At 66.9% G+C, this 23485-nt stretch carries 22 protein-coding genes, 1 tRNA gene and 1 pseudogene; 7 read left to right on the top strand and 17 right to left on the bottom strand.

The features are described 5' to 3' along the window. Window positions 1–33: 33 nt before the first annotated feature. The 5 genes from atpA to atpB all read right to left on the bottom strand — a co-directional run bounded on the left by atpA (window position 34) and on the right by atpB (window position 4247). Window positions 34–1674 carry a F0F1 ATP synthase subunit alpha gene (gene atpA / locus NC4_RS37460; protein ID WP_067548934.1) on the bottom strand — a complete coding sequence of 547 codons (1641 nt, stop codon included), beginning with the start codon at window positions 1672–1674 and terminating at the stop codon, window positions 34–36. 68 nt (window positions 1675–1742) lie between these two features. Beyond that, the gene (locus NC4_RS37455) at window positions 1743–2555 is read right to left on the bottom strand and encodes a F0F1 ATP synthase subunit delta (protein WP_067548931.1); all 813 of its coding nucleotides are present in this window, start codon (window positions 2553–2555) and stop codon (window positions 1743–1745) included. A 19-nt stretch (window positions 2556–2574) separates the two neighbouring features. Then, window positions 2575–3132 (bottom strand): F0F1 ATP synthase subunit B, encoded by a 558-nt coding sequence (locus NC4_RS37450; protein ID WP_067548928.1) that lies wholly within the window; start codon window positions 3130–3132, stop codon window positions 2575–2577. Window positions 3133–3149: 17 nt separating this feature from the next. Beyond that, window positions 3150–3395 (bottom strand): ATP synthase F0 subunit C, encoded by a 246-nt coding sequence (locus NC4_RS37445; protein ID WP_067548921.1) that lies wholly within the window; start codon window positions 3393–3395, stop codon window positions 3150–3152. Between the two features lie 72 nt (window positions 3396–3467). Further along, window positions 3468–4247 carry a F0F1 ATP synthase subunit A gene (gene atpB / locus NC4_RS37440; protein WP_501193522.1) on the bottom strand — a complete coding sequence of 260 codons (780 nt, stop codon included), beginning with the start codon at window positions 4245–4247 and terminating at the stop codon, window positions 3468–3470. Between atpB and NC4_RS39780 the strand changes: the two genes are divergently transcribed. Beyond that, entirely contained in the window at window positions 4147–4431 is a 285-nt protein-coding gene (locus NC4_RS39780; RefSeq protein WP_174566923.1) for a hypothetical protein, read from the top strand. The genes atpB and NC4_RS39780 overlap by 101 nt on opposite strands. 167 nt (window positions 4432–4598) lie before the next feature. Here the strand turns inward: NC4_RS39780 and NC4_RS37435 are convergent, their stop codons facing one another. Genes NC4_RS37435 through NC4_RS37425 form a run of 3 tightly spaced genes read right to left on the bottom strand, consistent with a single transcriptional unit; the run spans window position 4599 to window position 6909 of the window. After that, window positions 4599–5036 (bottom strand): Cg1360 family ATP-synthase-associated protein, encoded by a 438-nt coding sequence (locus tag NC4_RS37435; RefSeq protein WP_157555460.1) that lies wholly within the window; start codon window positions 5034–5036, stop codon window positions 4599–4601. 2 nt (window positions 5037–5038) lie between these two features. Then, complete coding sequence (locus NC4_RS37430; RefSeq protein WP_067548914.1) at window positions 5039–6232, bottom strand: glycosyltransferase family 4 protein; 1194 nt, start codon at window positions 6230–6232, stop codon at window positions 5039–5041. A gap of 11 nt (window positions 6233–6243) precedes the next feature. Next, complete coding sequence (locus NC4_RS37425; protein ID WP_067548973.1) at window positions 6244–6909, bottom strand: L-threonylcarbamoyladenylate synthase; 666 nt, start codon at window positions 6907–6909, stop codon at window positions 6244–6246. 750 nt (window positions 6910–7659) lie between these two features. Between NC4_RS37425 and NC4_RS37420 the strand changes: the two genes are divergently transcribed. Together NC4_RS37420 and NC4_RS37415 are read left to right on the top strand one after the other, a co-directional pair. Beyond that, window positions 7660–8400, top strand: a complete 741-nt coding sequence (locus NC4_RS37420) for an SDR family oxidoreductase (protein WP_067548912.1) — start codon at window positions 7660–7662, stop codon at window positions 8398–8400. 41 nt (window positions 8401–8441) lie between these two features. Beyond that, window positions 8442–9338 (top strand): RNA polymerase subunit sigma-70, encoded by an 897-nt coding sequence (locus tag NC4_RS37415; protein ID WP_067548910.1) that lies wholly within the window; start codon window positions 8442–8444, stop codon window positions 9336–9338. Window positions 9339–9504: 166 nt separating this feature from the next. Here NC4_RS37415 and prmC read toward each other — a convergent pair whose 3' ends face one another. From prmC to rpmE, 3 genes are all read right to left on the bottom strand, one after another. Further along, window positions 9505–10383 carry a peptide chain release factor N(5)-glutamine methyltransferase gene (gene prmC / locus NC4_RS37410; protein WP_067548908.1) on the bottom strand — a complete coding sequence of 293 codons (879 nt, stop codon included), beginning with the start codon at window positions 10381–10383 and terminating at the stop codon, window positions 9505–9507. 104 nt (window positions 10384–10487) lie between these two features. Further along, window positions 10488–11570, bottom strand: a complete 1083-nt coding sequence (gene prfA, locus NC4_RS37405; RefSeq protein ID WP_067548906.1) for a peptide chain release factor 1 — start codon at window positions 11568–11570, stop codon at window positions 10488–10490. Between the two features lie 99 nt (window positions 11571–11669). Further along, window positions 11670–11891, bottom strand: coding sequence for a 50S ribosomal protein L31 (rpmE, locus tag NC4_RS37400; RefSeq protein ID WP_067548904.1), 222 nt, complete (start codon window positions 11889–11891; stop codon window positions 11670–11672). Window positions 11892–12258: 367 nt separating this feature from the next. Here rpmE and NC4_RS37395 point away from each other — a divergent pair, with 367 nt between their 5' ends. Continuing rightward, a complete protein-coding gene (locus NC4_RS37395; RefSeq protein WP_067548901.1) occupies window positions 12259–12606 on the top strand; it encodes a hypothetical protein in 348 nt (115 codons plus the stop codon). A gap of 53 nt (window positions 12607–12659) precedes the next feature. On the opposite strand, the gene rho is transcribed toward NC4_RS37395, so the two are convergent. From rho to argS, 6 genes are all read right to left on the bottom strand, one after another. Continuing rightward, on the bottom strand, window positions 12660–14642 hold the full coding sequence (rho, locus tag NC4_RS37390) for a transcription termination factor Rho (protein WP_157555459.1): 1983 nt from the start codon (window positions 14640–14642) through the stop codon (window positions 12660–12662). A gap of 415 nt (window positions 14643–15057) precedes the next feature. Then, window positions 15058–16011: a homoserine kinase gene (gene thrB, locus NC4_RS37385; RefSeq protein ID WP_067548966.1), complete on the bottom strand. Its 954-nt coding sequence runs from the start codon at window positions 16009–16011 to the stop codon at window positions 15058–15060. Between the two features lie 26 nt (window positions 16012–16037). Next, window positions 16038–17126, bottom strand: a complete 1089-nt coding sequence (gene thrC, locus NC4_RS37380; protein WP_067548897.1) for a threonine synthase — start codon at window positions 17124–17126, stop codon at window positions 16038–16040. Then, window positions 17123–18460 (bottom strand): homoserine dehydrogenase, encoded by a 1338-nt coding sequence (locus NC4_RS37375; RefSeq protein ID WP_067548893.1) that lies wholly within the window; start codon window positions 18458–18460, stop codon window positions 17123–17125. Before NC4_RS37375 ends, thrC begins: the two co-directional genes overlap by 4 nt. Beyond that, complete coding sequence (gene lysA, locus NC4_RS37370) at window positions 18457–19878, bottom strand: diaminopimelate decarboxylase (RefSeq protein ID WP_067548890.1); 1422 nt, start codon at window positions 19876–19878, stop codon at window positions 18457–18459. Before lysA ends, NC4_RS37375 begins: the two co-directional genes overlap by 4 nt. Further along, the gene (gene argS / locus NC4_RS37365) at window positions 19879–21546 is read right to left on the bottom strand and encodes an arginine--tRNA ligase (RefSeq protein ID WP_067548888.1); all 1668 of its coding nucleotides are present in this window, start codon (window positions 21544–21546) and stop codon (window positions 19879–19881) included. Window positions 21547–21669: 123 nt separating this feature from the next. On the opposite strand from argS, the pseudogene NC4_RS37360 reads away from it, so the two are divergent. The 3 genes and pseudogenes from NC4_RS37360 to NC4_RS37350 all read left to right on the top strand — a co-directional run bounded on the left by NC4_RS37360 (window position 21670) and on the right by NC4_RS37350 (window position 23483). Further along, window positions 21670–22568: pseudogene (locus tag NC4_RS37360) on the top strand (thioredoxin-like domain-containing protein). Further along, window positions 22568–23290: a DUF305 domain-containing protein gene (locus NC4_RS37355; protein ID WP_067548887.1), complete on the top strand. Its 723-nt coding sequence runs from the start codon at window positions 22568–22570 to the stop codon at window positions 23288–23290. Before NC4_RS37360 ends, NC4_RS37355 begins: the two are co-directional and overlap by 1 nt. A 120-nt stretch (window positions 23291–23410) precedes the next feature. Continuing rightward, window positions 23411–23483, top strand: a tRNA-Arg gene (locus NC4_RS37350). Window positions 23484–23485: the final 2 nt, after the last annotated feature.

Below are 23485 nucleotides of genomic sequence, written 5' to 3'. Positions count from 1 at the left end.
TCGAGTCAGTCAGTCGCATTCGCTTCGCCCGTCTTACTTCTCGACGTGCTTGCGAGTGACGGACAGCGACTCGACCTCTTCGTGATCGAGCTCGCCGGCCTCGGCCTCGTTCACGACACGGCTGCCGTCCGAAGCCAGGAAGCCCTGCTTGAACTTGTCGGTCGCGGCCTTGATGGCGTCGGCGGCCTCGCCCTCGAGCACCTTCGCGCCGCCCTGCAGGGCGTCGAAGGAGGACTGCACGGTGGCGTGCAGGTTCTCCAGCAGCTCGGCATTGAAGCGACGCACGTCGCCGACCGGCACGGAGTCGTAGTAGCCGCCGTCGACCAGGTACAGCGAAACGACCTGGTCCTCAACGGAAACCGGGGCGTACTGGTCCTGCTTGAGCAGCTCGACCCAGCGCGCGCCGCGCTCCAGCTGCGCCAGCGAGGCGGCATCCAGATCGGAGGCGAAGGCGGAGAACGCCTCGAGCTCGCGGTAGGAGGCCAGCTCCAGGCGCAGCGAACCGGAGACCTTCTTCATGGCCTTGGTCTGCGCGGCGCCACCGACGCGGGAGACGGAGATACCGACGTTGATGGCCGGGCGGACACCCTTGTTGAAGAGGTCCGACTCGAGGAACACCTGACCGTCGGTGATGGAGATGACGTTGGTCGGGATGAACGCCGAGACGTCGTTGGCCTTGGTCTCGATGATCGGCAGCGCGGTCATGGAACCGGCGCCCATCTCGTCGGAGAGCTTGGCGCAACGCTCCAGCAGACGCGAGTGCAGGTAGAAGACGTCACCCGGGTACGCCTCGCGGCCCGGCGGGCGGCGCAGCAGCAGCGAGATGGCGCGGTAGGCCTCGGCCTGCTTGGACAGGTCGTCGAACACGATCAGGACGTGCTTGCCCTGGTACATCCAGTGCTGGCCGATGGCCGAACCGGTGTACGGGGCCAGCCACTTGAAGCCCGCCGAGTCGGAGGCCGGGGCCGCGACGATGGTGGTGTACTCCATGGCGCCGTGCGCCTCGAGGGCGGCCTTGACGCCCGCGATGGTGGAGCCCTTCTGACCGATCGCGACGTAGATGCAGCGCACCTGCTTGGTCGGATCGCCGGTGGCCCAGTTCGCCTTCTGGTTGATGATGGCGTCGACGCAGACCGCGGTCTTACCGGTCTTGCGGTCGCCGATGACCAGCTGACGCTGGCCGCGGCCGATGGCGGTCAGGGCGTCGATGGCGGTGATGCCGGTGGCCATGGGCTCACCGACCGGCTGGCGCTGCAGCACGGTGGCGGCCTGCAGCTCGAGCACGCGACGGTCGTCGGCCTCGATCTCGCCGAGGCCGTCGATCGGGGCGCCCAGCGGGTCCACCACGCGGCCGAGGAACTTGTCGCCCACCGGGACCGAGAGCACGTCGCCGGTACGGCGGACCTGCTGGCCTTCCTCTATGGTGTCGAACTCACCCAGGACGACGGCACCGATCTCGGTGTCCTCCAGGTTCAGCGCGACGCCGAGCACGCCGCCGGGGAATTCCAGCAGCTCGTTGGCCATCGCGCCGGGGAGGCCGCTGATGTGGGCGATACCGTCGCCGGTGTCGGTGACGACGCCCACTTCCTCGATGGAGGTTTCCGGGGTGTAGCTCTGAGTGTAGCTCTCGATCGCGCTACGGATCTCATCGGGGGAGATCGTCAGCTCCGCCATGTTCTTCCTGCTCTCGCTGTGGTCTCGAATGTCGGTGTGTTGGTGGCCGCCGGCGGGCCGGGCTTCGCTCAGGCCAGGGTCTGGCGCAAGCGCTGCAACCGGCCGGTGGCGCTGCCGTCGATCAGGTCGTCGCCCACGCGCACGACGACGCCGACCAGCAGGCTCGGGTCTTCCTGCACGTGCACCGTGATCGGCTTGTCGTAGATGCGCTGCAGCGAAGCCGCCAGGTGCTCCCGCTGCTGCGGCGTCAGGGCCACCGCGGCGCGCACGTGCGCCACGATCTGTTCCCGGAGCGACGCCGCCAGGTCGGACAGCTTGTCGATGGCCTCGCCGATGCTGTTGGTGTGCGCGCGCGCCACCGCCTGCTCGGCCAGCTGGAGGGTGATGTCCTCGACCTTGCCGGTGAGCAGCCGCGTCAGCAGCTCACGGCGCGCCGGCACGGGCTTGCCGTGATCGGAGAGCGCCTGCTCCAGCTCCGGGTTGTCCTCGACAATGCGCCCCAGCCGGAACAGCTCGTCCTCGACGGCGCCGAGGCGGCCGCGGTCGTCCGCGGCGCGCAGCAGCGCCTCGCGGCCGAGCAGTTCCAGGGTGTCGACCAGATTGCGGGCGCGAGACCAGTCCTGAGCCACCGCGGTGGTCAGCACGGCCTGCGTGGCCGCGCTGATCTTGCCCCCGAAGACGCGTTCGGCGAGCTCGGCGCGGGCCGAACTCGACACCGACTTATCCGCGAGCGCCACACGCAGCGAACGCTGGTCGTCGAGCACGGCGACAACGGCGAACAGTTCGGATCCGGTCGTTTCCGCGACGGTGTCGCTACCGGTCAGAGCGGCCCGAAGAGCTTCCCGCGCACGGGAACTCGCCTCACGGCTCGCTGCGTACATGCTTCCCACTTTCGCGTCGTTACCTTCCAGCGCCGATGCGATCGTTCGAATCCAGCTCCGCGAGGAACCGGTCGATCGATGCCGCCTGCTTGGCCTCGTCGGCCACCGACTGACCGATGATCTTCTCGGCCAGGTCGACCGCGGTACGGCCGAGCTCGGACCGCAGCTCGGTCACGATCTGCTGGCGCTGAGCCTCCAGCTGGCTGTGACCCGAAGCCACGATGCGGTCGGCCTCGGCCTGCGCATCGGAGCGCATCTGAGCGAGGATCGACTGGCCCTGGTTACGGGCCTCCTCGCGGATACGGGCAGCCTCGAGGCGAGCCTCGGCGAGCTGCTCCTGGTACTGCTGCAGGGTCGCCTCCGCCTCGGCCTGCACGGCCTCGGCCTTGGCGATACCGCCTTCGATCTTCTCCGAGCGCTCGTCGAGCACCGTGGTGAGACGCGGGATCACGTACTTGTAGAACGCGAAACCGATCACCAGGAGGCAGACCGCCGACCAGAAAATGTCGTACGGCTCCGGGATGAGGGGATTTTGTTCGGTGGTCCCCTCAGCCGCGAGCAAATTGATGCTGCTCATGGTTTGAGTATCCAGAATCAGAAGATGAAGCCGGCGACGAGGCCGATCAGCGCCAGGGCCTCGGTGAACGCGATACCGAGGAACATGGTGGTGCGGATCTGACCCTGCAGCTCGGGCTGACGGGCGATGCCCTCGATGGCCTTACCAACCACGATGCCCACGCCGATGCCGGGGCCGATGGCCGCGAGGCCGTAGCCGATGGCGCCGAAGCCGGTCGACTTGGTCTCGGTCGCGGCCTGGGCCAGGTACGAGAGGCTGCTCATGAGTATCTATTCCCTTTCTGTCGCCCACCCGCCGACGGCGTGTGAAGCAGGTTTTGGTGTGGTACCGGTCGGTCAGTGAGAGTCGGCGTGCTGCGCGAGACCGATGTAGACGGCGGTCAGCAGCGCGAACACGTAGGCCTGCAGGAAGACAACCAGCAGTTCGAAGAGGGTGAAGCCGAGGCCCGCGAGCAGCGAGAACGGCGAGAACACCTTCATCCAGGCGGCAGCGTCGAACAGGAAGAACTGGGTGGCGCTGAAGAACAGCACCAGCATGATGTGGCCGGCCAGCATGTTCGCCATGAGACGAACGGTGAGCGTGAACGGGCGCAGCAGGAAGGTCGAGATGAACTCGATGGGGATCAGCAGCACGTGCAGAGCGGGGGGCACATTCGGCACCACGATGGACGAGCGCATGTATTTCAGGAAGCCGTACTTCTTGATGCCCACGTAGTTGAACGTGACGTAGGCGACCAGCGCGAGAACCAGCGGGAAGCCGATTCGTGCGTTCGAGGAGATGTTCAGACCCGGAATGACACCCGAGATGTTCAGGAACAGCACCGAGAAGAAGACCGTTGCGACCAACGGGAAGAACTTCTTACCGGATTCCTTGCCGAGCACCTCGTCGGAGATCTGCTCCTTGACGAACACCAGACCGGTTTCGGCGACATTCTGGAGACCGCGCGGAACAAGCTGCGGACGACGGAATGCCGCGAGCATGACGATCAACAGAACGGCCGACATGAGGATGCGAATGAGCATCAAACGGTCGAGCTCGAAAGGCGTCCCCTCGAACAGCACTGCTGGAGGGAAGAAGTCGTTAAGCGACGGCGCGTGGAACTCGCCCGCCAAAATGGTGACGCTCAGCGTTCTCTCCCGTGGTCGGGCCGCAGGCCATAGTTTTAACCTGCGGTTCGATCGGACATTGACGATCTGGTGGGTCGACTCAGGTCGGCTCGAAGTTCGTCAGCAGCTGTTCGGGCATGGCCCGGGCGTCTGTACGCGCGTCCGCGACATCGTCGACGGTGCAGAACCGTGACCCATCGGGTCCGGTACGGCTGTAAGCATAACCTGCTCTCAGGCGGGTCTCAGGTGACCCCCTGTTGTTTCGGTTGCTTACAAGTAAAGAGTTTACCAAGCCATCTACGACACTGTGTAGGGGGTGACGGAAACAGCAGGTGAACTTGGCCGGATCTACCGGTCCGGCTACAGGTCGCGGTCCACTTCGACGGTCGGAACCTTTTGGCGCAGAAGGCCGTACGTCTCCGCGCCGAGCACGATCAGCAGGGCGCCGACCACCGTGAAGAACAGGGCCGGGCGGCTGTAGAAGTCGAAGCGGTTGAGGACGGCGATGACGACCACCGCGACCAGTAGCTTCCCGACCCAGCTACCGAGCAGGACAATCCCCTGCAAACCGGTCTCGAGCTTGCCGCTGAAGAGCACCGAGGCGGCGGTGGTCAGGATGAAGCCGCCGCCGATGGCGGCGCCCAGCAGGGCGCCCCACAGGCCGGGCAGTCCGGCGAAGATCACTGACAGAATCGCCGAAACCACAACCAGCACAGCCAAACCGGCGATGCCGTAGCGCAGGGCCGCGCGCAGCGGGGCGTCGGGACCGGGATCGGAAGGCGTGCTCACGGTCGGCAACTCTACCCGGCCGTGGTGTTCGAGCCGCGCGGCGGTTTGCGCCCGGTGCGCTCGTGTAGTTCCCGCCAGGAGGGCACCGCCGTCACGATGAGCGCAAAAACCAGTCCCGCGGCGAACAACAGGACGACGAGGCGGCGATCCATGAGCGACGTACCGACCGCCCCGAATGCCAGCACGCTCACCCACAAGTAGATGAGCAGCACCACACGGCGGTGCGAATGCCCGATCTGCAACAGCCGGTGATGCAGATGCATTTTGTCGGGAGTGGAGAAACTCACACCGGCGCGCACCCGGCGCACGATGGCGAGCACAAGATCGAGCACCGGAATGAACATCACCGCGCCCACCAGCAACAGCGGCGAGAGCAGACCCACGATGTCGCGCGGGCCGTAACCCTGCAGCGGAATTCTTCCGGAGGCGCCCGTGGATACCGCGGCCAGCATCAATCCAATGAGCATGGAACCGGTATCGCCCATGAATATTCGGGCGGGCTGAAAATTGTGCGGCAGAAATCCGAGACAGCCGCCCGCCAGTGCGGCGGCCAGCAGCGCGGGCGGATAGGTATCGGTGGAACCGCCCACCTCGTAGAGCAGGCCCACCGTGAAGGTGAACACCGCGACCGAGGCGATGAACCCCAATCCGGCGGCCAAACCGTCCAGGCCGTCGACGAAATTCATGGCATTGATGAGCGTCACGGTAATGCCGACCGTGACCAGGCCGCCCTGCAGCGGATCGAGCACCACCGTCTCGTTCGTGAACGGGTTGTAGATGGCGACCCAGCTCAGCCCCATCTCCGCCATAACGCCCGCCGCCGTCACCTGCCCGACGAATTTCGTCAGCGCGTCCAGACCCCACCGGTCGTCGATGATGCCGACCAGCACAATGAGCGTGCCCGCGGCCAGCACCGCCGGAATATCCTTCGGATACTCGAATCCGCGACGCAACGCGGGCAATTGATGCGCGAACATCACGGCCGCGATCACGCCCAGATAGATGCCCATACCGCCCATGCGCGGCACCGGCTTCACATGCACATCCCGCTCGCGCGGCACCGCCACCGCCCCGAAGGCAATGGCCCCCACCCGGACGCCGCCCGTGCACAGGAATGTGACCACGGCGGCGACCAACAGCGTCAGCACCAGCTCCCGTAGCGGGACCACCGCGCCGTGGCTGAATACACCTTGACTCGACAACATCTACTAGGCCGTCACCGCGCGCCCGGTGCTCGCAGCTCCTCCGGCGACATGCCGAGGACCTCCGCGATCTTCTCCGCCGGAATCGCACCCTCCCGCAGAATCCGCGGCGTGTCGGCGGTCAGGTCCACGATCGTCGACGCCACCGCGTGATCGGCGGGCCCGCCGTCCAGATACACCCCGACGAGATCACCCAACTGCGCCTTGGCCTCGTCCACCGTGGTGGCGGGCGGCTGGCCGGAGACATTCGCACTCGACACCGCGAGCGGGCCGACCTCGCGCAGCAATTCCAGCGCGACCGGATGCAACGGCATGCGCAACATCACCGTGCCGCGCGCGTCGCCGAGATCCCAGGCCAGCGAAGGGGCTTGCTGCACAACGAGACTCAGGCCGCCGGGCCAGAACGCGCGGATCAGCTCGCGCGCTTGGGGGCGTACCGAGAACACCAGACCGTCGATGGTGTTCCACGAACCCACCAGGACCGGCACCGGCATATCGCGTCCGCGGCGTTTGGCGGCCAGCAGCGCCGAGACAGCTTGGCTGTCGAAGGCGTCGGCCGCGATGCCGTAGAGGGTGTCGGTCGGAATGACGGCCAGTCGTCCCGACTTCAACGCGCTCCGCGCCGCGGTCAGACCGGCGGCGCGTGAATCGGGATCGGCACAGTCGTAGACGGTACTCACGCGCAACATCTTGGCACGGATCAAGTTCCGATGGCTCTCAGGGGCAAGGCCGTGGGAGCTCCGAAAAGTTGGTCGCGGCCTTGTCGTCTATCCGCCGTGGGTCGGTGCTCCGGTGATATTGCGGCCCGGGAAGACTTCCGTCTCCGCGCGTACGCAGAGCAAACCCGATAGATGGGTCACCTCGCCTGCCGTACCCGACCTTGGCTCCCCGGTTGGGAGCCGCCCTCTCACGTTCCGGCCTGGCTGGATGGCTGTGGTTACGTTCAGGGACCCAAAACCAAGATCAAAAGCTCGAGTTCACACCCCTTCCTGGTGGTCCACACCCTTTAACCCTGTGTATTTGGGGTGTGAACCACAGGAAAGGGGTGTGAACTGTGTTGCTGTAGGGGGTTTGTCCGATACGTAACCACGGCCAGGCCCCACGTACGGGGGTGAGGGTACGGCTCCCGACGGGGGAGCCAAGGTCGGGTACGGCAGGCGAGGTGACCCCGCTATTTGTTGGCTTTGCGCACGCCAGAGACAGAAAACCGCGCTTTGACGACGAGGACCGGAGCACCGACCGACGGCGGATCGAAGCACGGATGCTGTCTGGGGCGAAACGGCATCCGCAGGGCGCCGGGGCGCTGGCGCGCCCGAGCGCGGCGACCTGGGACGTGGTGTGCAGGAATCAAGTTTGGGGTGAGCGACGGATTTTGGGCGTGGGGTTGGTCTCCATTTCGACCGGAATTGCACTCATGTTGGGAGAGGTCGATGTCCTACTTGTTCGAGAAGGCTGTTGTTACGGGCGCTAGCCGGGGATTCGGGCGGGCGATTGCGGGGGCGCTCGTTGCCGCGGGGAGCGATGTGGTGGGGATTGCCAGGGGGGAGGCGGAGTTGCAGGCGGTGCGGGATGAGCTCGGGGAGCGGTTCACGGCGGTTGTCGCTGATGCGGGGGACGGTGCGGTGGCTGCTGAGGTGGTGCGGACGCATCGGCCCGATCTGCTCGTTCTCAATGCGGGGGCGGCGCCGCGGATGGCGCCGGTGCAGGAGCAGGACTGGGAATCGTTCAGTCGCAACTGGAATGCCGACACGCGGCATGTCTTCGAATGGTCGAAGGCGGCGCTGCTCGAACCGTTGGCGGCGGGGAGCGTGGTGCTCTCGATATCGAGTGGGGCGGCGATCGGCGGGTCACCGCTCAGTGGCGGGTATGCCAGCGCCAAGGCGGCGATTCGGTTCCTGCGGGGGTATGCGGCCACTGAATCGGAGCGGGCCGGACTGGGGATTCGATTCCTCACGCTGCTTCCGTGGCTGACGCCCGCCACCGGTATGGGCGCGGCCGCGGTCGCCGCCTATGCCGCCTACCAAGGCATCACCCCCGAGGAATTCGAGCAAGGGCTGCAACCCCTGCTCACCCCCGAGCAGGTGGCGAAGGCGGTTCTGGAGTTGGTCGCGGACCCGGGCGCAGCCGCGGAATCCCGGCTCACCGGGGCCGGACTCGAGCCGATCGGCTGACCGCTCCCCTATCCTCGACCGTATCCAAGGAGTAGCCCGTCATGCCCTCGACCGCCGAATTCACCTCCCGGACAGAGCCTTTCCGCCCGGAACTGCTCGCCCACTGCTACCGCATCCTCGGCTCCATCCACGACGCCGAAGACCTGGTGCAGGAAACCTACGTCCGCGCCTGGGGTGCCTTCGACCGGTTCGAGGGCCGCTCCTCGATCCGCACCTGGCTCTACAAAATCGCCACCAATGTCTGCCTGACCGCCCTCGAAACCCGCACGCGCCGCCCCCTCCCCTCCGGCCTGGGCGCCCCGCAGGACGACCACCGCGTAGCTCTCGCCGACCACGACCCAACCATCCCCTGGCTGCAACCCGCCCCCGACCTCATGTTCACCTCCGACGACCCCGCCACCGGCGTGTCCGCGAAATCCGGTGTGCGCCTGGCCTTCATAGCCGCCCTTCAACTCCTCCCCGCCCGCCAGCGCGCCGTCCTCACCCTCCGCGACGTGTTGTCCTTCCGCACAGCCGAAGTCGCCACCATGCTCGACATGACCCCCGCCGCCGTAGACAGCGCCCTACGCCGCGCCCGCACCCGCCTCTCCGACGTAGCCCCCGTTGCCGACGATCTGTCCGAACCCGACGAACAATCCCAGCGCCACCTCATAGACAGCTACGTAGAAGCCTTCGCCCGCGCCGACGCCCAAACCCTCGCAACCTTGCTCCGAGCCGACGTCGAACTCGAAATGCCCCCCATCCCAACCTGGTTCACCGGCCGTGACGCCGTAATCGCCTTCTTCTCCGCCCGAGTCATGCGCCCCAACGAATGGCGAATGCTCCCCACCACCGCCAACACCCAACCCGCCGTAATCATCTACAAACGCACCACCGATTCCCACTTCACCCCCTACGGCATCCAAGTCTTCACCCTGATAGGCCCCCGAATCGCCTGAATAGTCTCCTTCAACGACCCCACGCTCGTCCCCACCTTCACCCCCACCCCCAGTTCACACCCCTTCCCGTGAGTTCACACCCGATATACAGGGTGTGAACCAACGCGAAAGGGTGTGAACCCGAGCTTTTGATCACAGCGGATCGACGACAAGGCCGCGAAAACCCCTAGTCCCCAATCCTTCGCGCAGCGACAAAGCGCGGCTTGCCCGCCAGGTCAGGGTGCTCGATCACTTCGGCAAACCCACCGTGAGCGTTGAACAAGGCCGCGACACCGGACCCATTCGTGTCATCGTGCTCGACAGCCGTCGCGCCCCCCGCCCGCAACAAGCGTCCGATCGTCCCGACCATCGGCCGGATGACATCCAGCCCATCCGCCCCACCGAACAGCGCCTGATGCGGATCATGTTCCGCCACTTCAGGATCCAGTTGAGCATCGGCAGGGATGTACGGCGGATTGGAGACGACCACGTCCACTCGGCCATTGAGGTGTTCCAGAATCGCCGAGTCGGTGACGTCGCCCTGATGGAGGTCGATGGGGGTGTCGCCCTCCTCCGCGAGTTGCAGGGCATTGCGTTTCGCCCACGACAGCGCTTCCGGATCGAGTTCGACGGCGTGGACCTGGGCGTCCGGGCGGGCGTGGGCGATGGCAAGGGCCAGGGCGCCGGAGCCCGTGCAGAGGTCGACCACGATGGGCTGGTGTTCGTGGCCGATCGCCTCGAGCTGGGCCAGGGCCCAGGCGAAGATCAGCTCGGTTTCCGGGCGCGGAATGAATACGCCCGGGCCGACGGCCAAGTCGATCTCGCCCATGGCGGCCGTGCCCGTAAGGTGTTGCAGCGGAACGCGTTCCGCCCGGCGGGCCACCAGCTTCCGGAATTCCTCCAGCTGGTCTGGAGTCACCAGCGGCACCAGCGCCAAGCGCATGCGGTCGACGCCGAGCACATGTGCCGCAAGGTGTTCCGCATCGGCGGCCGGGCTGTGCACCCCCGCGGCCCGCAACAGGTCGGTGGCCTCGCGAATCGCTGGGCGCAACGGTGCGCGGCTCATGGTTGTCCGACCTTCCTGCAGGACCGTGCCGACGGAATGCTCATACCTCATCGAAAGCTTGCCACGATTGCCCTGGCGGCTCGCGGTTTACGGACGACCCGCGCTCACTCCGCGGCGAGGCGGGCGGCGCGGTCGGCCTCGGTGAGCGCGGTGAACAGATCGTCGAGGTTGCCGTCCAGCACCGAATCCAGGTTGTGCGCCTTGAAACCGATGCGGTGATCGGCAATGCGGTTCTCCGGGAAGTTGTAGGTGCGGATGCGCTCGGAGCGGTCCACGGTGCGGATCTGCGAGGCGCGCCCCGCGGCGGCTTCCTGTTCGGCGGCCTCCTCGGCGGCGGCCTGCAGGCGCGCGGCGAGGACCTGCATGGCGCGGGCCTTGTTCTGCAGCTGCGAGCGCTCGTTCTGGCAGGTCACCACGATGCCGGTGGGCAGATGGGTGATGCGGACGGCGGAGTCGGTGGTGTTGACGCCCTGACCGCCCTTGCCGGAAGAGCGGTAGACGTCGATGCGCAGATCCTTCTCGTCGATCTGCACCTCCTCGACATCGTCGGGCTCCGGGTACACGAGCACGCCCGCGGCCGAGGTGTGGATGCGGCCCTGAGATTCGGTGACCGGCACGCGCTGCACGCGGTGCACGCCGCCCTCCCATTTGAGCTTGGACCACACGCCGTCGCGGCTGGCTTCCTTGCTGCGGATGGAGAAGGTGGCATCCTTGTAGCCGTCCAGATCGGAATAGTTGATGCCGAGCACCTCAACCTTCCAGCCGTGGCGTTCCGCGTACCGGATGTACATGCGCGCCAGATCGGCCGCGAAAAGCGCCGATTCCTCGCCGCCCTCACCGGATTTCACCTCGAGCACGACATCGTCGGAGTCGTGCGGATCGCGCGGGGCGAGCAGATCGGTGAGCGCCTTGTCGAGCTCCTCGACCTGTTCCCGCAGCGCCGGGACCTCGGCGGCGAAGGACGCGTCGTCGGCCGCGAGTTCCTCGGCGGCCGCGAGATCGTCGCGCGCGCTGGTGAGCTTGTTGTAGGTGGACATCACGGGTCCGAGTTCGGCGAACCGCTTGCCCACGCGCCGGGCCGCGCCCGGATCGTTGTGCAGCGCCGGATCCGCCAGCTGGGATTCCAGCCCGGCGTATTCGGCGAGGATGTCGTCGATCGCGGACGGGGCCGCAGACTTGTCGGCCATCGCGAGTGCTCCTTTGTTCAGGCTTGGATCAAGATAGCTTCCCTGCAAACGCACAGACGCCCGGCCTGCATGAATGCAGGACGGGCGTCGGCGGGGTAGCTACTTGGCAGCCTTGGTGCGCTTGCCGTAGCGGGCCTCGAAGCGAGCCACGCGGCCACCGGTGTCCAGAATCTTCTGCTTGCCCGTGTAGAACGGGTGGCACTGGGAGCAAACCTCGACCGTGATCTGGCCGGACTCCTTGGTGCTCTTGGTCTGGAAGGTGTTGCCGCAGCCGCACACGACCGTGGTGTCCACGTACGTGGGGTGAATTCTTGCCTTCATGGGTGTCCTTTCGAATGGCCCCGGGTCGCCTGATGGATCTGATGACGTGAACCGGAACCGACTTAGGCATGGTTGCCGACGGACCAGTATAAGCGCTGCCCCGCACCCCTTATTCCCCGGCCCTCACCCTGACCCCCGACCCTGACCGAGAGTACTTCTCACGGTGGTTGTGCGGGATGCCCACCGCCCGGAAAGATGGGATTGGTCGGTTTTGCCCCGTGCGGTCCCCCAAGAAACTACGGGCACGCATATTCTCCGGGCTCGAGCCACGCTGGAAGTCGAGTAGCACGCTACTCAGGAATGCGAACAGCAGTGTTCATAGAGTAGCGCCCAGGTGAGAGCCCTGATATCTACCGGAAGGACAGCTGTGACCAGGAAGGATGCGACGAACGGGACGCGAGTCCCCGCTGCGCATGCCGAAGCCGGGAGGGCGAGTAGGCAGCGTGCGGAGTTCGTCGCGGGGGTGGTCCTGGGAATGCTGAGTCTGATGGTGGTGCTGGGCTGGTGTCTGGCTCCCGGGGAGTCCGGAAATGCGGTGGGACCCCTTGTCCCGAACCCTGTCCCACCGCCCGGGGACGGCACACTCACCTACACAGCGATCACGACGCCCGGTGTTGGGCCGGGCGTCGTGACCGCGACCATCGTGGCGGCCATGGTCTGCGGCGCCGCCCTGATCGGCCTGCTCTTCTTCAGCCCGCGCCCGGTCCAGATATGACTTCGGCCCCGCCGGAGCGGGGCCGAAGTCATTGATTCATTTGTGAGTCAAGCTCATTCGTCGAGCGCACCCGGTGCGGTCTTGGAGACCGTCATCAGGAATTCGACATTGCTCTTGGTCTTCTTGAGTCGATCCACGAGCAGGTCGATGGCCTGATGCGAGTCCAGACCGGACAGCACGCGCCGCAGCTTGTGCAGCACCGCCGCCTCGTCCGGCGACATCAGCAAGTCGTCGCGGCGAGTGCCGGACGGGTTGACGTCGACCGCCGGGAACACGCGGCGCTCGGCGATCTTGCGATCGAGCTTGAGCTCGGCATTACCCGTGCCCTTGAACTCCTCGAAGATGACCGTGTCACCGGTGGAGCCGGTCTCGACCATCGCGGTGGCGATGATCGTGAGCGAGCCGCCGTTCTCGATATTGCGGGCCGCGCCGAGGAACCGCTTGGGCGGGTACAGCGCGGTGGAATCCACACCACCGGAAAGGATTCGGCCCGACGCCGGGGACGAGTTGTTGTACGCGCGACCCAGTCGGGTGATCGAGTCGAGCAGCACGACGACGTCCTGGCCCATCTCCACCAGACGCTTGGCCCGCTCGATGGCGAGCTCGGCGACCGAGGTGTGATCGCTCGGCGGCCGGTCGAACGTGGAGGCGATGACCTCGCCGCGCACCGAGCGCTGCATATCGGTCACTTCTTCCGGACGCTCGTCGACCAGCACAACCATGAGGTAGCACTCGGGGTTGTTGGTGGCGATCGCATTGGCGATGTCCTGCATGATCGTGGTCTTACCCGCCTTGGGCGGGGACACGGTCAGCGCGCGCTGACCCTTGCCGATCGGCATGATCAGGTCGATGATGCGCGTGGTCAGCTTGTTGGGCTGGGTCTCCAGCCGCAGGCGCTGATTCGGGTACAGCGGCGTGAGCTTGCTGAATTCCGGTCGGCGCTTGGCGGATTCGACATCCGAGCCATTGACGGTGTCCAGCCGCACCAGCGGATCGAACTTCTGGCGCTGGTTGGACTGATCGCCCTCGCGCGGCGCGCGGACCGCACCGGTGATGGCGTCACCGCGGCGCAGGCCGTTCTTGCGCACCAGGTTCATCGACACGTACACGTCGTTCGGCCCGGCCAGGTAGCCGGAGGTGCGGACGAACGCGTAGTTGTCGAGCACGTCGAGAATACCGGCGACCGGCTGCAGGACGTCGTCCTCGCGGATCTCCAGCTCGCGGGCCTCGCCACCGGTGGCGCCGCCCTCGCGGTCCCGGCCGCGGCGACGCTCACGGAAGCGACGGCCCCGGCGGCCGCGGCCGCCTTCCTCGTCGTCGTTGCGGTCGTCGCGACGCGCAGTGCCGTTCTGGTTCTGCTGGTTGCCGCCGCCGTTCTGCTGGCGGCCGCCCTGCTGACCACGCTCGCCCTGCTGGCGGTCGTTGCGGTCGCGACGGCGTTCGCCGCCCTCCTGCTCGGTCTTCGACTCGCCGGTCTCGGCCGAGCCCTCGGCGTTGGCAGTCGCGGCGGCGGCCCGCTGCTCGCGGCCCCGGCGCTGCCGTCCGCGGCCACGCTGGCCACCCTCGCGGCTGTCCTCGCCGCCCTCGGCGCGCGCACCCTCGGCGGCGTCGTCGCGCTTGGATTCGCGCGTCTCGGCGGTGTTTTCGCGATTCTCGAAGGTCGGCTGCGCGGTCTTGGCCACGGCCTCGGTCTTCGCGGGCGCGGCCTCGCTCTTGGCGGCCGCGGTCTCGTTCTTGACCGGCGCCTCGGTCTTCGCCGGAGCATCGGCCTTGGCCGACGCGGACTCCCCACCGGTCGGCGCGGTCTCGGCCTTGGCGGCCTTTCCGGCCTTGGCCTCGTTCGCGTTCCGCGTGGGCTTGGTGCCCGCGGCGGTCGCCTTGGCACCGCCGGACTGGTTCTCCTTGATGGCGGCGATGAGATCACCCTTACGCATCCCGGAAGTGCCTCGGATACCGAGCTCTCCCGCAAGCGCACGCAACTGCGGCAACAACATTCCAGTCAGCCCCGATCGTGCGACGTCAGTTTGTTCGCTCATCTTCGAAATCTGTCCGGAGTCACTTTCGCGGCCTTGGGAAGGCGAATCACTTTCCACCCCAGGTGTCGCGAGCAGGTCCGTATCTGTCACGGAAATCCTTTCCTTCCCTCGACTGCCGTGTGCCTGTTCGAGGGTTCCTCCTGCAATCCGGTCTCCTGCCGGATTCGGATGCCGTATCGCCTGTCCCGCCGGTTCGGCGGTTTCGCCACCGCGTGGGCTTCGCCACCGAGTGAAAAGGTGGGAGAGATCATTCCAGTTGACTGGCTACCCCCAAGTTTCGAGCCTCAAGCCTCGAGCCTGAGCAAGGAGCCTCTGGAGCGATTTGCCCTGATGAAGCACCGGCGTCTGACGCGCACGATGTACGGACTCGCTCAGGATAGCTCCCGACCTGTACATCGGCAAGGCAGGCGCGCTGTCAATCCACCAATACGCCGTCGGCAATGCCGGGTTCGATCACGCGGAGTCCGTCCGCGACGGCGAGTTCACGCAGTTCTTCGGGAAATTCGCTGGTCCCGAGGGCCAGTACGGTGGGACCGGCGCCCGACACGGTCGCGGCGATGCCCGCGGCGCGCAGTCGTTCGATCCATTTCGTGGTGAGCGGCAGCGCCGAGGCGCGGTAGCCCTGGTGTAGCCGGTCCGCCGTGGCGGGGAGCAGCAGGTCAGGGCGCTGCGTCAAGGCGACTACCGCCAGCGCCGAGCGGCTGGCATTGAAGGCCGCGTCGGTGTGCGGAACCATCTCCGGGAGCAGGCCGCGGGTGTGCGCGGTGGACGAACGCTCTTCGGGAATGAGCACCACGGGGCGCAGCGAGGAATGCGGGTCCAAGCGCACCGCGTGATAGGCGCGCAGGTGGTGATCCGACGCGCCGTTCACCTCGGCGGGGCGGTCGGTTTCCGTCCAGGACACCACAATTCCACCCAGGATGCTCGCCGACGCATTGTCGGGATGCCCCTCGAATTCCGAGGCCAGCTGCACCATGACGTCATCGCCGTAGGCGAGTTCCGGGTCGAACTTCCCGGCCAGGCCGCGTCCGGCGGCCAAACCGCCGACCACCGCCGAAGCCGACGAACCGAGTCCCCGGGAGTGCGGAATCACATTGCGGCACACCACATCCAGGCCGTCCGCCCAGACGCCCGCAGCCTGTAATCCGCGCTCTATGGCGCGCACCACCAGATGCGAAGGGCCCCAGGGCACATCGTCGGCGCCCTCCCCCTCGACCTTGATGGTGAGCCCGGAGTCCGTGGTGGACACCACAATCTCGTCGTAGAGCCCCAAAGCGATTCCGAGGGAATCGAATCCCGGACCCAGATTGGCGCTGGACGCCGGAACCCGCACCGTGACGGTGAGCCCGGCGGGCAGGGTCCGGGTCATCAACTGACTGTCGCGCGCATTCAAGGTCAGGCCAGCTCGAGTTCGTGGGCCACGGCCACCGGGTCGACCGCGATGGGCTTGACGTCGGGCATGCCCAGCAGCGCGGTATCCGGGTCCTTGAGACCATTGCCGGTCACGGTGCACACCACGGTCAGGCCGCGATCCAGCCAGCCCTCCTGGTGCGCGGCGAGCAGACCGGCGACCGAGGCCGCCGAGGCGGGCTCCACGAACACGCCTTCCTTCGACGCGACCAGGCGGTATGCGGCGAGGATCTCCTCGTCGGTGGCCGCCCGGAAGGCGCCGCCGGACTCCTCCTTGGCGTTCATCGCACCGTTCCACGACGCGGGCGCGCCGATGCGGATGGCGGTGGCGATGGTCTCCGGATCCTTGACCGGCGCGCCGTTGACCAGCGGCGCGGCGCCCGCGGCCTGCACGCCCAGCATGCGCGGCCGGACGGTGGCGATGCCGTCGGCGTAGTACTCGCTGTAGCCCTTCCAGTACGCGGTGATGTTCCCCGCGTTGCCGACGGGCAGGCAGTGCACGTCCGGGGCCTTGCCGAGCGCGTCCACGATTTCGAAGGCCGCGGTCTTCTGGCCCTCGATGCGGGCCGGATTGACCGAGTTCACCAGGCCGACCTCGGGGAAGTCGGCGGTGACCTTGCGGGCCAGCTCGAGACAGTCGTCGAAGTTGCCCTCGACCTGGATGATCTCCGCGCCCAGCATGACCGCCTGGGCCAGCTTGCCCATGGCGATCTTGCCCTGCGGAATGAGCACCGCGCAGCGCAGGCCCGCGCGGGTGGCGTAGGCGGCGGCCGAGGCCGAGGTATTGCCGGTGGAGGCGCAGAGCACGGCCTTCTTACCGGAGTACTTGGCGTCGGTCATGGCCATGGTCATGCCGCGGTCCTTGAACGAACCGGTGGGGTTCGCGCCCTCGACCTTGAGGTAGACCTCGCAGCCGGTGAGCTCGGAGAGGTGGTGCGCGGGCACCAGCGGGGTGCCGCCCTCGAACAGCGTGACCGGTTCCCAGTCGGCCGGTACCGGGAGGCGATCCCGGTACGCGGTGATCAGACCGGGCCACGGGGTGTGCACGGCAGCAGCTCGCGCGGTTGCGCTCATTCCTCGGTGCCTTCCAATCTCAGAACACTGGTCACAGACGTGACGGAGTCCAGCTCGGCCAACGCGGCCACGGTATCGGCCAGGGCCGATTCCTGCGCGTGGTGGGTCACCACGACCAGGCGCGCGCCTTCGTCGGCGCCTTCCTGGCGGACCGTCGAGATGCTGACACCGTGCTTGGCGAATTCGCCGGCCACCGCTTCCAGCACACCGGTGCGGTCGGCAACCTGCATGTTCACGTGATAGCGGGTCGGGGTGTCGCCGATCGACGCGATCGGCAGCTCAGCATAGACCGATTCGCCCGGGGCGCGACCACCGTAGAACTTGTTGCGCGCCGCCATGACCAGATCGCCCATGACAGCGGAGGCGGTCGGCGCGCCGCCCGCGCCCTGACCGTAGAACATGAGCCGTCCGGCGTTCTCGGCCTCCACGACCACGGCGTTGAACGCGCCGGACACGGCGGCCAGCGGGTGCTTGCGCGGGATGAGCGCCGGGTAGACGCGCACCGAGATGGACTCCTTGCCGCCCTCGTCGGTGACGCGCTCGGCCATGGCCAGCAGCTTCACGGTGCAGCCCACGGCGGCGGCGGTCTCCAGATCCTCGGAGGTGATCTTGGAGATGCCCTCGCGGTAGACATCGCCCGAGGTGACGCGGGTGTGGAAGGCGACCGAGGCGAGGATGGCGGCCTTGGCGGCGGCGTCGAAGCCCTCGACATCGGCGGTCGGATCGGCCTCGGCGTAGCCCAGGCGGGTGGCCTCGGCCAGCACGTCGCCGTAGTCGGCGCCGGTCTCGGCCATGGCGGAGAGGATGAAGTTGGTGGTGCCGTTGACAATGCCGACCACGCGATTCACCCGGTCGCCGGACAGTGACTGGATGAGCGGGCGCAGTACCGGGATGGCGCCCGCCACGGCGGCCTCGAAGTAGAGGTCGGCGCGGTTGGACTCGGCCACGGCGGCCAGTTCGCCGGTGTGATCGGCGAGCAGCGCCTTGTTGGCGCTGACCACGGACTTGCCCGCGGAGAGCGCGGACTTGATCAGGGCGCGGGCCGGATCGATACCGCCCATGACCTCGACGACGATATCCACGTCATCGCGGGCGAGGAGGGCCTCGGCATCGGTGGTGAGCAGCTCGGCGGGCAGGCCGCGGTCCTTGTTCAGATCGCGGACGGCGACACCGCGCAGCACGACGGGCGCGCCGACGCGGTTGCACAGATCCTCGGCGTGATCGCGAATGATGCGGACCACCTCGGCGCCGACCGTGCCCATGCCGAGAACGGCGATTCCGATCGGATGATCCGATCCCCACACGCCGTTCTTGGCGTTGGTTGCCTCGGTCATGCTTTCACCTCCAAGCTGAGTAGGTCCTCCACCGTTTCGCGGCGAAGAATCAAGCGCGCCTTGCCGTCTCGTACCGCGACCACGGCGGGCCGGGTGAGCATGTTGTAGCGGCTCGACATCGAGTAGCAGTACGCGCCGGTCGCGGCCACCGCCACCAGGTCGCCCGGGCCCACATCGGCCGGGAGCCAGGTATCGCGGATTACGATATCCCCACTCTCGCAATGCTTTCCGACAACCCGAGCCACGACCGGATTGCTGTCGCTGCTCCGGGACACCAGGCGGCAGTCGTACTCCGCCTGGTAGAGCGCGGGACGAATATTGTCGCTCATCCCGCCGTCGATGCTCACGTACCGGCGGCGGTTGCCGCCGTCGAGCACCACGTCCTTGATAGTGCCGACCTCGTAGAGCGTTACGGTGCCCGGTCCGGCGATGGCGCGACCGGGCTCTACGGCAATGGTCGGCATGGGCAGGCCCGCGCGCTCGGCCTCCTCGGCCACAATGCGGCGCAGATTGGCGGCGAAATCGCCGAGAGCGGGCGGATCGTCGTGCGGCAGGTACGAAATACCCAGGCCGCCACCGAGATCCAGCACATTGATCTGGGCGGCGCGTTCCATGCCGAACTTGTCGGCGGCCTCGCGCAGCAGGCCCAGCATGCGGCGGGTGGAGATCTCGAAACCGTCGATCTCGAAGATCTGCGAGCCGATGTGCGAGTGCAGGCCGACCAGGCGCAGGTTGTCGGATTCGAAGACGCGGGCGATGGCCTGCATGGCATCACCGCTGGCGATGGAGAAGCCGAACTTCTGATCCTCGTGCGCGGTCGAAATGTATTCGTGGGTATGGGCTTCCACACCGACGGTGACGCGGACCAGCACGTCCTGGATCTTGCCCGCGCGCTTGGCGACGGCCTCCAAGCGCTCGATCTCGATGAGCGAGTCGAGCACGATGTCGCCGACACCGGCCGCGACCGCGGTTTCCAGCTCCGGGACCGATTTATTGTTGCCGTGCAGGGCGATTCGCTCGGCCGGGAAACCGGCATTGAGCGCGACCGCGAGCTCGCCGCCGGAACAGACGTCGAGGTGCAGGCCCTCGTCGCGGATCCAGCGCGCGATCTCACCGCACAGGAAAGCCTTGGAGGCGTAGTGCACTCGCGCGCCGTCACCGAAGGCGGTGACCATATCGCGGCAGCGAGAACGGAAGTCGTCCTCGTCCACCACGAACAGCGGAGTGCCGAATTCGGCGGCCAGCTCGTGCACCGGCACACCGGCCAGGCGCACCACACCGTCGGCGTCACGGGAGGCATTGCGCGGCCAGACATTGGCGGGCAGGTCGATCATCTGCTGCGGATCGCTCGGGCGCTCCGGCAGATTCGGGGCGTGCGGGATGTCCGCGTGGCGGGGTCCGGCGGGGTGGGCACTCATTTACATACGCTCCGGAGCAGTGACGCCTAGCAGGCCGAGGCCGTTGGCGAGAACCTGACGGGTGGCCTTGACCAGCTCGAGGCGAGCGGCATTGAGGGGGCTGACGGGCTCGTCGCCCAGGGGAAGAACCCGCATGTCCTTGTCGGACTGGAAGGGGTGATAGACGCCCGCGAGCTCTTCGAGGTAGCGGACGATCCGATGCGGCTCCCGCATTTCGGCGGCGGTGGCCACCACGCGCGGGTATTCGCCCAGGGTGCGGATCAGCTCACCCTCCCGATCGGAGCTGGAGAGGCTGAAATCCGTTGTGACCGAATCGAATCCGAAGGACTCGGCATTCTTGAGAATGGCATTGGTCCGCGCGTGCGCGTATTGCACGTAGTAGAGCGGATTCTCGGTGTCCTGCTTGGTCCACAGGCCCAGATCGATATCGATGCTGGTATTGACCGAGCTGCGCACCAGCGAATACCGCGAGGCGTCCACGCCGATGGCCTCGACCAGGTCGTCGAGGGTGACCACGGTGCCCGCGCGCTTGGACATGCGCACGGCCGCACCGTCTTTGACCAGGTTCACCATCTGGCCTATGAGCACCTCGACGGTGTCCGGGTTGTCGCCGGTGGCCGCGGCGGCGGCCTTCAGGCGGCCGATGTAGCCGTGGTGGTCGGCGCCGAGCATGTAGATGCACAGGTCGAAGCAGCGGGCCCGCTTGTTCTCGAAGTAGGCGATGTCACCGGCGACATAGGCGGACTTGCCGTCGCTCTTGATGACGACGCGGTCCTTGTCGTCGCCGTACTCGGTGCTGGCGATCCACCAGGCGCCGTCCTTCTCGTACAGGTTGCCGGTGGCCTTGAGTTCCTCCACGGCCTTGTCGACCGAGCCGGATTCGAACAGCGAGCTCTCGTTGAAGTACACGTCGAAGTCGACGCCGAACTCGTGCAGCGTCTGCTTGATCTGCGCGAACATCAGCTCGACGCCCTCGCGCCGGAACAGCTCGTGGCGCTCGGCGTCCGGCAGGTTCACGGCGTCGGGATGCGCGGTGACGATGGTCTCGGCGATCTCGGTGATGTACGCGCCCGCGTAGCCGTCCTCGGGCGTCGGCTGCCCGGTGGCCGCGGCGACCAGCGAATTCGCGAACCGATCGATCTGCGCGCCATGGTCGTTGAAGTAGTACTCGCGGGTGACCTCCGCGCCCTGCGCGCTCAGGATCCGGCCCAGCGCGTCACCGACCGCGGCCCAGCGGGTGCCGCCCAGGTGAATGGGTCCAGTGGGGTTGGCGGACACGAACTCCAGATTGATCTTCGTGCCGTCCAGGGCCGCGCCGGTGCCGTACTCCGCGCCCGCCGCGAGAATCTTCTCGATGATGGCGCCCTGGGCGGCCTTGGCCAGCCGGATGTTCAGGAAGCCCGGACCGGCGACCTCGGCGACCTCGATGTCCTCGATGTCCTCGGTCGCCGACAGCGCCTCGGCCAGCAGGTTCGCGAAATCGCGCGGGTTCATTCCCGCTTTCTTCCCTACCTGCATGGCCAAATTCGTGGCATAGTCGCCATGCTCGGGGTTGCGGGGACGCTCCACCTTGACCTCGTCGGGCAGGACCGCAGGGTCGGATCCGCGTTCGACAAGTACCTTCGCCGCGGTTGCGCGAAGGAGATCTGCAAGGTCAACTGGAGTCACGAGTCACTATCCTATGGTCTGAGCAGGTGAACGCCGCGCGCGGGCACCTACCGGGCAGGCGCCCAGCAAACTGTGCGCCGCACCGTTTGATTGTCCGACACGTCGAAGAGAGCACAACAAGCTATGCCGAGCAGGACCAGTGTCAAGTCGGCCAAGGCCATCAAGGCCGCGGGCAACTTGCCCCCTCCACCCGCAAGGGTAGTGGCGGCAAGTTGCCCACGAAACGCAATATTCCCTGGCTGACCATCGGCGCGGTCGTGGTGATCGTGGGGCTGATCGGCGGCATCGCCTGGTTCCTGGTGCCGAAGTACCACAAGCAGGAAGAGCTGAAGAACCCGTCGGCCTATATCGACGGCGTGGTCAAGAAGGACTACGAGGCGGGTCTGCACGTGGCCTCGACGCAGCGGGTGGCCTACGACCAGGCCCCGGCGTTCGGCGGCCCGCACGACTCCTCGTGGGCGGCGTGCACGGGCGTAGTGTACGACAAGGCGATTCGCACCGAGAACGCCGTGCATTCGCTGGAGCACGGCGCGGTGTGGATCACCTACAACCCGGACAAGCTGGATGCGGCGGGCATCGACACCTTGAAGAAGAAGGTGGACGGCCAGCCGTACACGCTCATGTCGCCGTACCCGGGCCTGGACAAGCCGATCTCGCTGCAGGCGTGGGGCCATCAGCTGAAGCTGGACTCGGTCTCCGATTCGCGCGTGGATCAGTTCATCAAGGATCTGCGGCTGAACAGCAATACCTATCCGGAAGTCGGCGCCAGCTGCGCGAATCCGACCTTCGACACCGCCAACCCGCCTGCCTTCGATCCGACCGCGCCGGGCCCGAACGCGGTGCCCATGGACGGTAAGGGCGCCAGCCAGGACCAGTCCGAACTGGGCGGCGGCCTCTCCCCCGGCACCATCCCGGGTCTGGGCGGCCTGACCGAGCTGCCCGGCGGCATCCCGCAGATCCCGGCGCCGACCAAAGGCGCCCAGCCGACGCAGCCGGTCGAGCAGCCGGCTCCGGGTCAGTGATGCCACCCTTGGTATCCGACGTGCAGGACTTCAGCAGCGAGCCCGAACCCGCCGCCGATCCGGATCAGCAGCCGCGCCGCAGTCAGCGGCCCGCGCTGCTGGTGCTGGGCGTGATCGGCGTCGTCCTGCTGGCCTTCCTGGCCGGTGTGCTGGTGGGCAATCCCCTCGAGGAGGCCACCGCCGCACCGGGTCCGGTGGATATCGGCTTCGCCCAAGACATGTCGGTGCATCACACCCAGGCCGTGGAGATGTCGGCCATCGCCTTGGCGGGCACCACCGATCCCGCGGTGCAGCGCCTCGCCTACGACATCCTCACCACCCAGCAGAATCAGGCGGGCCGCATGCAGGGCTGGCTGCAACTGTGGCGCGAGCCCATGCTCGGCTCCGGCGGCTACATGGGCTGGATGACCGATTCGTCCTCCCACCACGGCGGCAGCTCGGAGCACTCCGGCCCCGTCGCCACCATGCCCGGCATAGCCACCGACCAGGAACTCACCGCCCTGCGCCAAGCCACCGGCGCCGCACAGGACACCCTGTTCCTCCAGCTCATGCTCCGCCACCGCCAGGGCGGCATGCCCATGATCGAATACGCGGCCCAGCGCGCCGACACCGACGCCATCCGCACCCTCGCCGCCAGCATGGCCCAAACCCAGTCCGGCGAGAGCCAGCTCATGACCCGCATGCTCGCCGAACGCAGCGCCACCCCCCTCCCCCTGAATTGACGTCGCGCACCGGGCGCCCCAAAACGCCCGTTCCCCGCCAGTTTTTGGCGCAACGCACCCAATGCGATACGCTTTCCCAGCCCACTCGGAAAGTCGAGAAGTCCGAGCGGGTCCACCCCCGCCCTCGTAGCTCAGGGGATAGAGCGTCTGCCTCCGGAGCAGAAGGCCGCAGGTTCGATTCCTGCCGAGGGCACA

The sequence above is a fragment of the Nocardia crassostreae genome (assembly GCF_001613405.1).
Classification (GTDB): Bacteria; Actinomycetota; Actinomycetes; order Mycobacteriales; family Mycobacteriaceae; genus Nocardia; species Nocardia crassostreae.
This window is presented reverse-complemented; position numbering and strand designations above follow the sequence as displayed.

Coding starts and splice junctions, on each gene's coding strand:
- atpA (WP_067548934.1), bottom strand. CDS start 1,674: ATGGCGGAGCTGACGATCTCCCCCGATGAGATCCGTAGCGCGATCGAG.
- NC4_RS37455 (WP_067548931.1), bottom strand. CDS start 2,555: ATGTACGCAGCGAGCCGTGAGGCGAGTTCCCGTGCGCGGGAAGCTCTT.
- NC4_RS37450 (WP_067548928.1), bottom strand. CDS start 3,132: ATGAGCAGCATCAATTTGCTCGCGGCTGAGGGGACCACCGAACAAAAT.
- NC4_RS37445 (WP_067548921.1), bottom strand. CDS start 3,395: ATGAGCAGCCTCTCGTACCTGGCCCAGGCCGCGACCGAGACCAAGTCG.
- NC4_RS39780 (WP_174566923.1), top strand. CDS start 4,147: ATGAGCATCAAACGGTCGAGCTCGAAAGGCGTCCCCTCGAACAGCACT.
- NC4_RS37430 (WP_067548914.1), bottom strand. CDS start 6,232: ATGTTGTCGAGTCAAGGTGTATTCAGCCACGGCGCGGTGGTCCCGCTA.
- NC4_RS37420 (WP_067548912.1), top strand. CDS start 7,660: ATGTCCTACTTGTTCGAGAAGGCTGTTGTTACGGGCGCTAGCCGGGGA.
- NC4_RS37415 (WP_067548910.1), top strand. CDS start 8,442: ATGCCCTCGACCGCCGAATTCACCTCCCGGACAGAGCCTTTCCGCCCG.
- prmC (WP_067548908.1), bottom strand. CDS start 10,383: ATGAGCCGCGCACCGTTGCGCCCAGCGATTCGCGAGGCCACCGACCTG.
- prfA (WP_067548906.1), bottom strand. CDS start 11,570: ATGGCCGACAAGTCTGCGGCCCCGTCCGCGATCGACGACATCCTCGCC.
- rpmE (WP_067548904.1), bottom strand. CDS start 11,891: ATGAAGGCAAGAATTCACCCCACGTACGTGGACACCACGGTCGTGTGC.
- rho (WP_157555459.1), bottom strand. CDS start 14,642: ATGAGCGAACAAACTGACGTCGCACGATCGGGGCTGACTGGAATGTTG.
- thrB (WP_067548966.1), bottom strand. CDS start 16,011: ATGACCCGGACCCTGCCCGCCGGGCTCACCGTCACGGTGCGGGTTCCG.
- thrC (WP_067548897.1), bottom strand. CDS start 17,126: ATGAGCGCAACCGCGCGAGCTGCTGCCGTGCACACCCCGTGGCCCGGT.
- NC4_RS37375 (WP_067548893.1), bottom strand. CDS start 18,460: ATGACCGAGGCAACCAACGCCAAGAACGGCGTGTGGGGATCGGATCAT.
- lysA (WP_067548890.1), bottom strand. CDS start 19,878: ATGAGTGCCCACCCCGCCGGACCCCGCCACGCGGACATCCCGCACGCC.
- NC4_RS37355 (WP_067548887.1), top strand. CDS start 22,568: ATGCCACCCTTGGTATCCGACGTGCAGGACTTCAGCAGCGAGCCCGAA.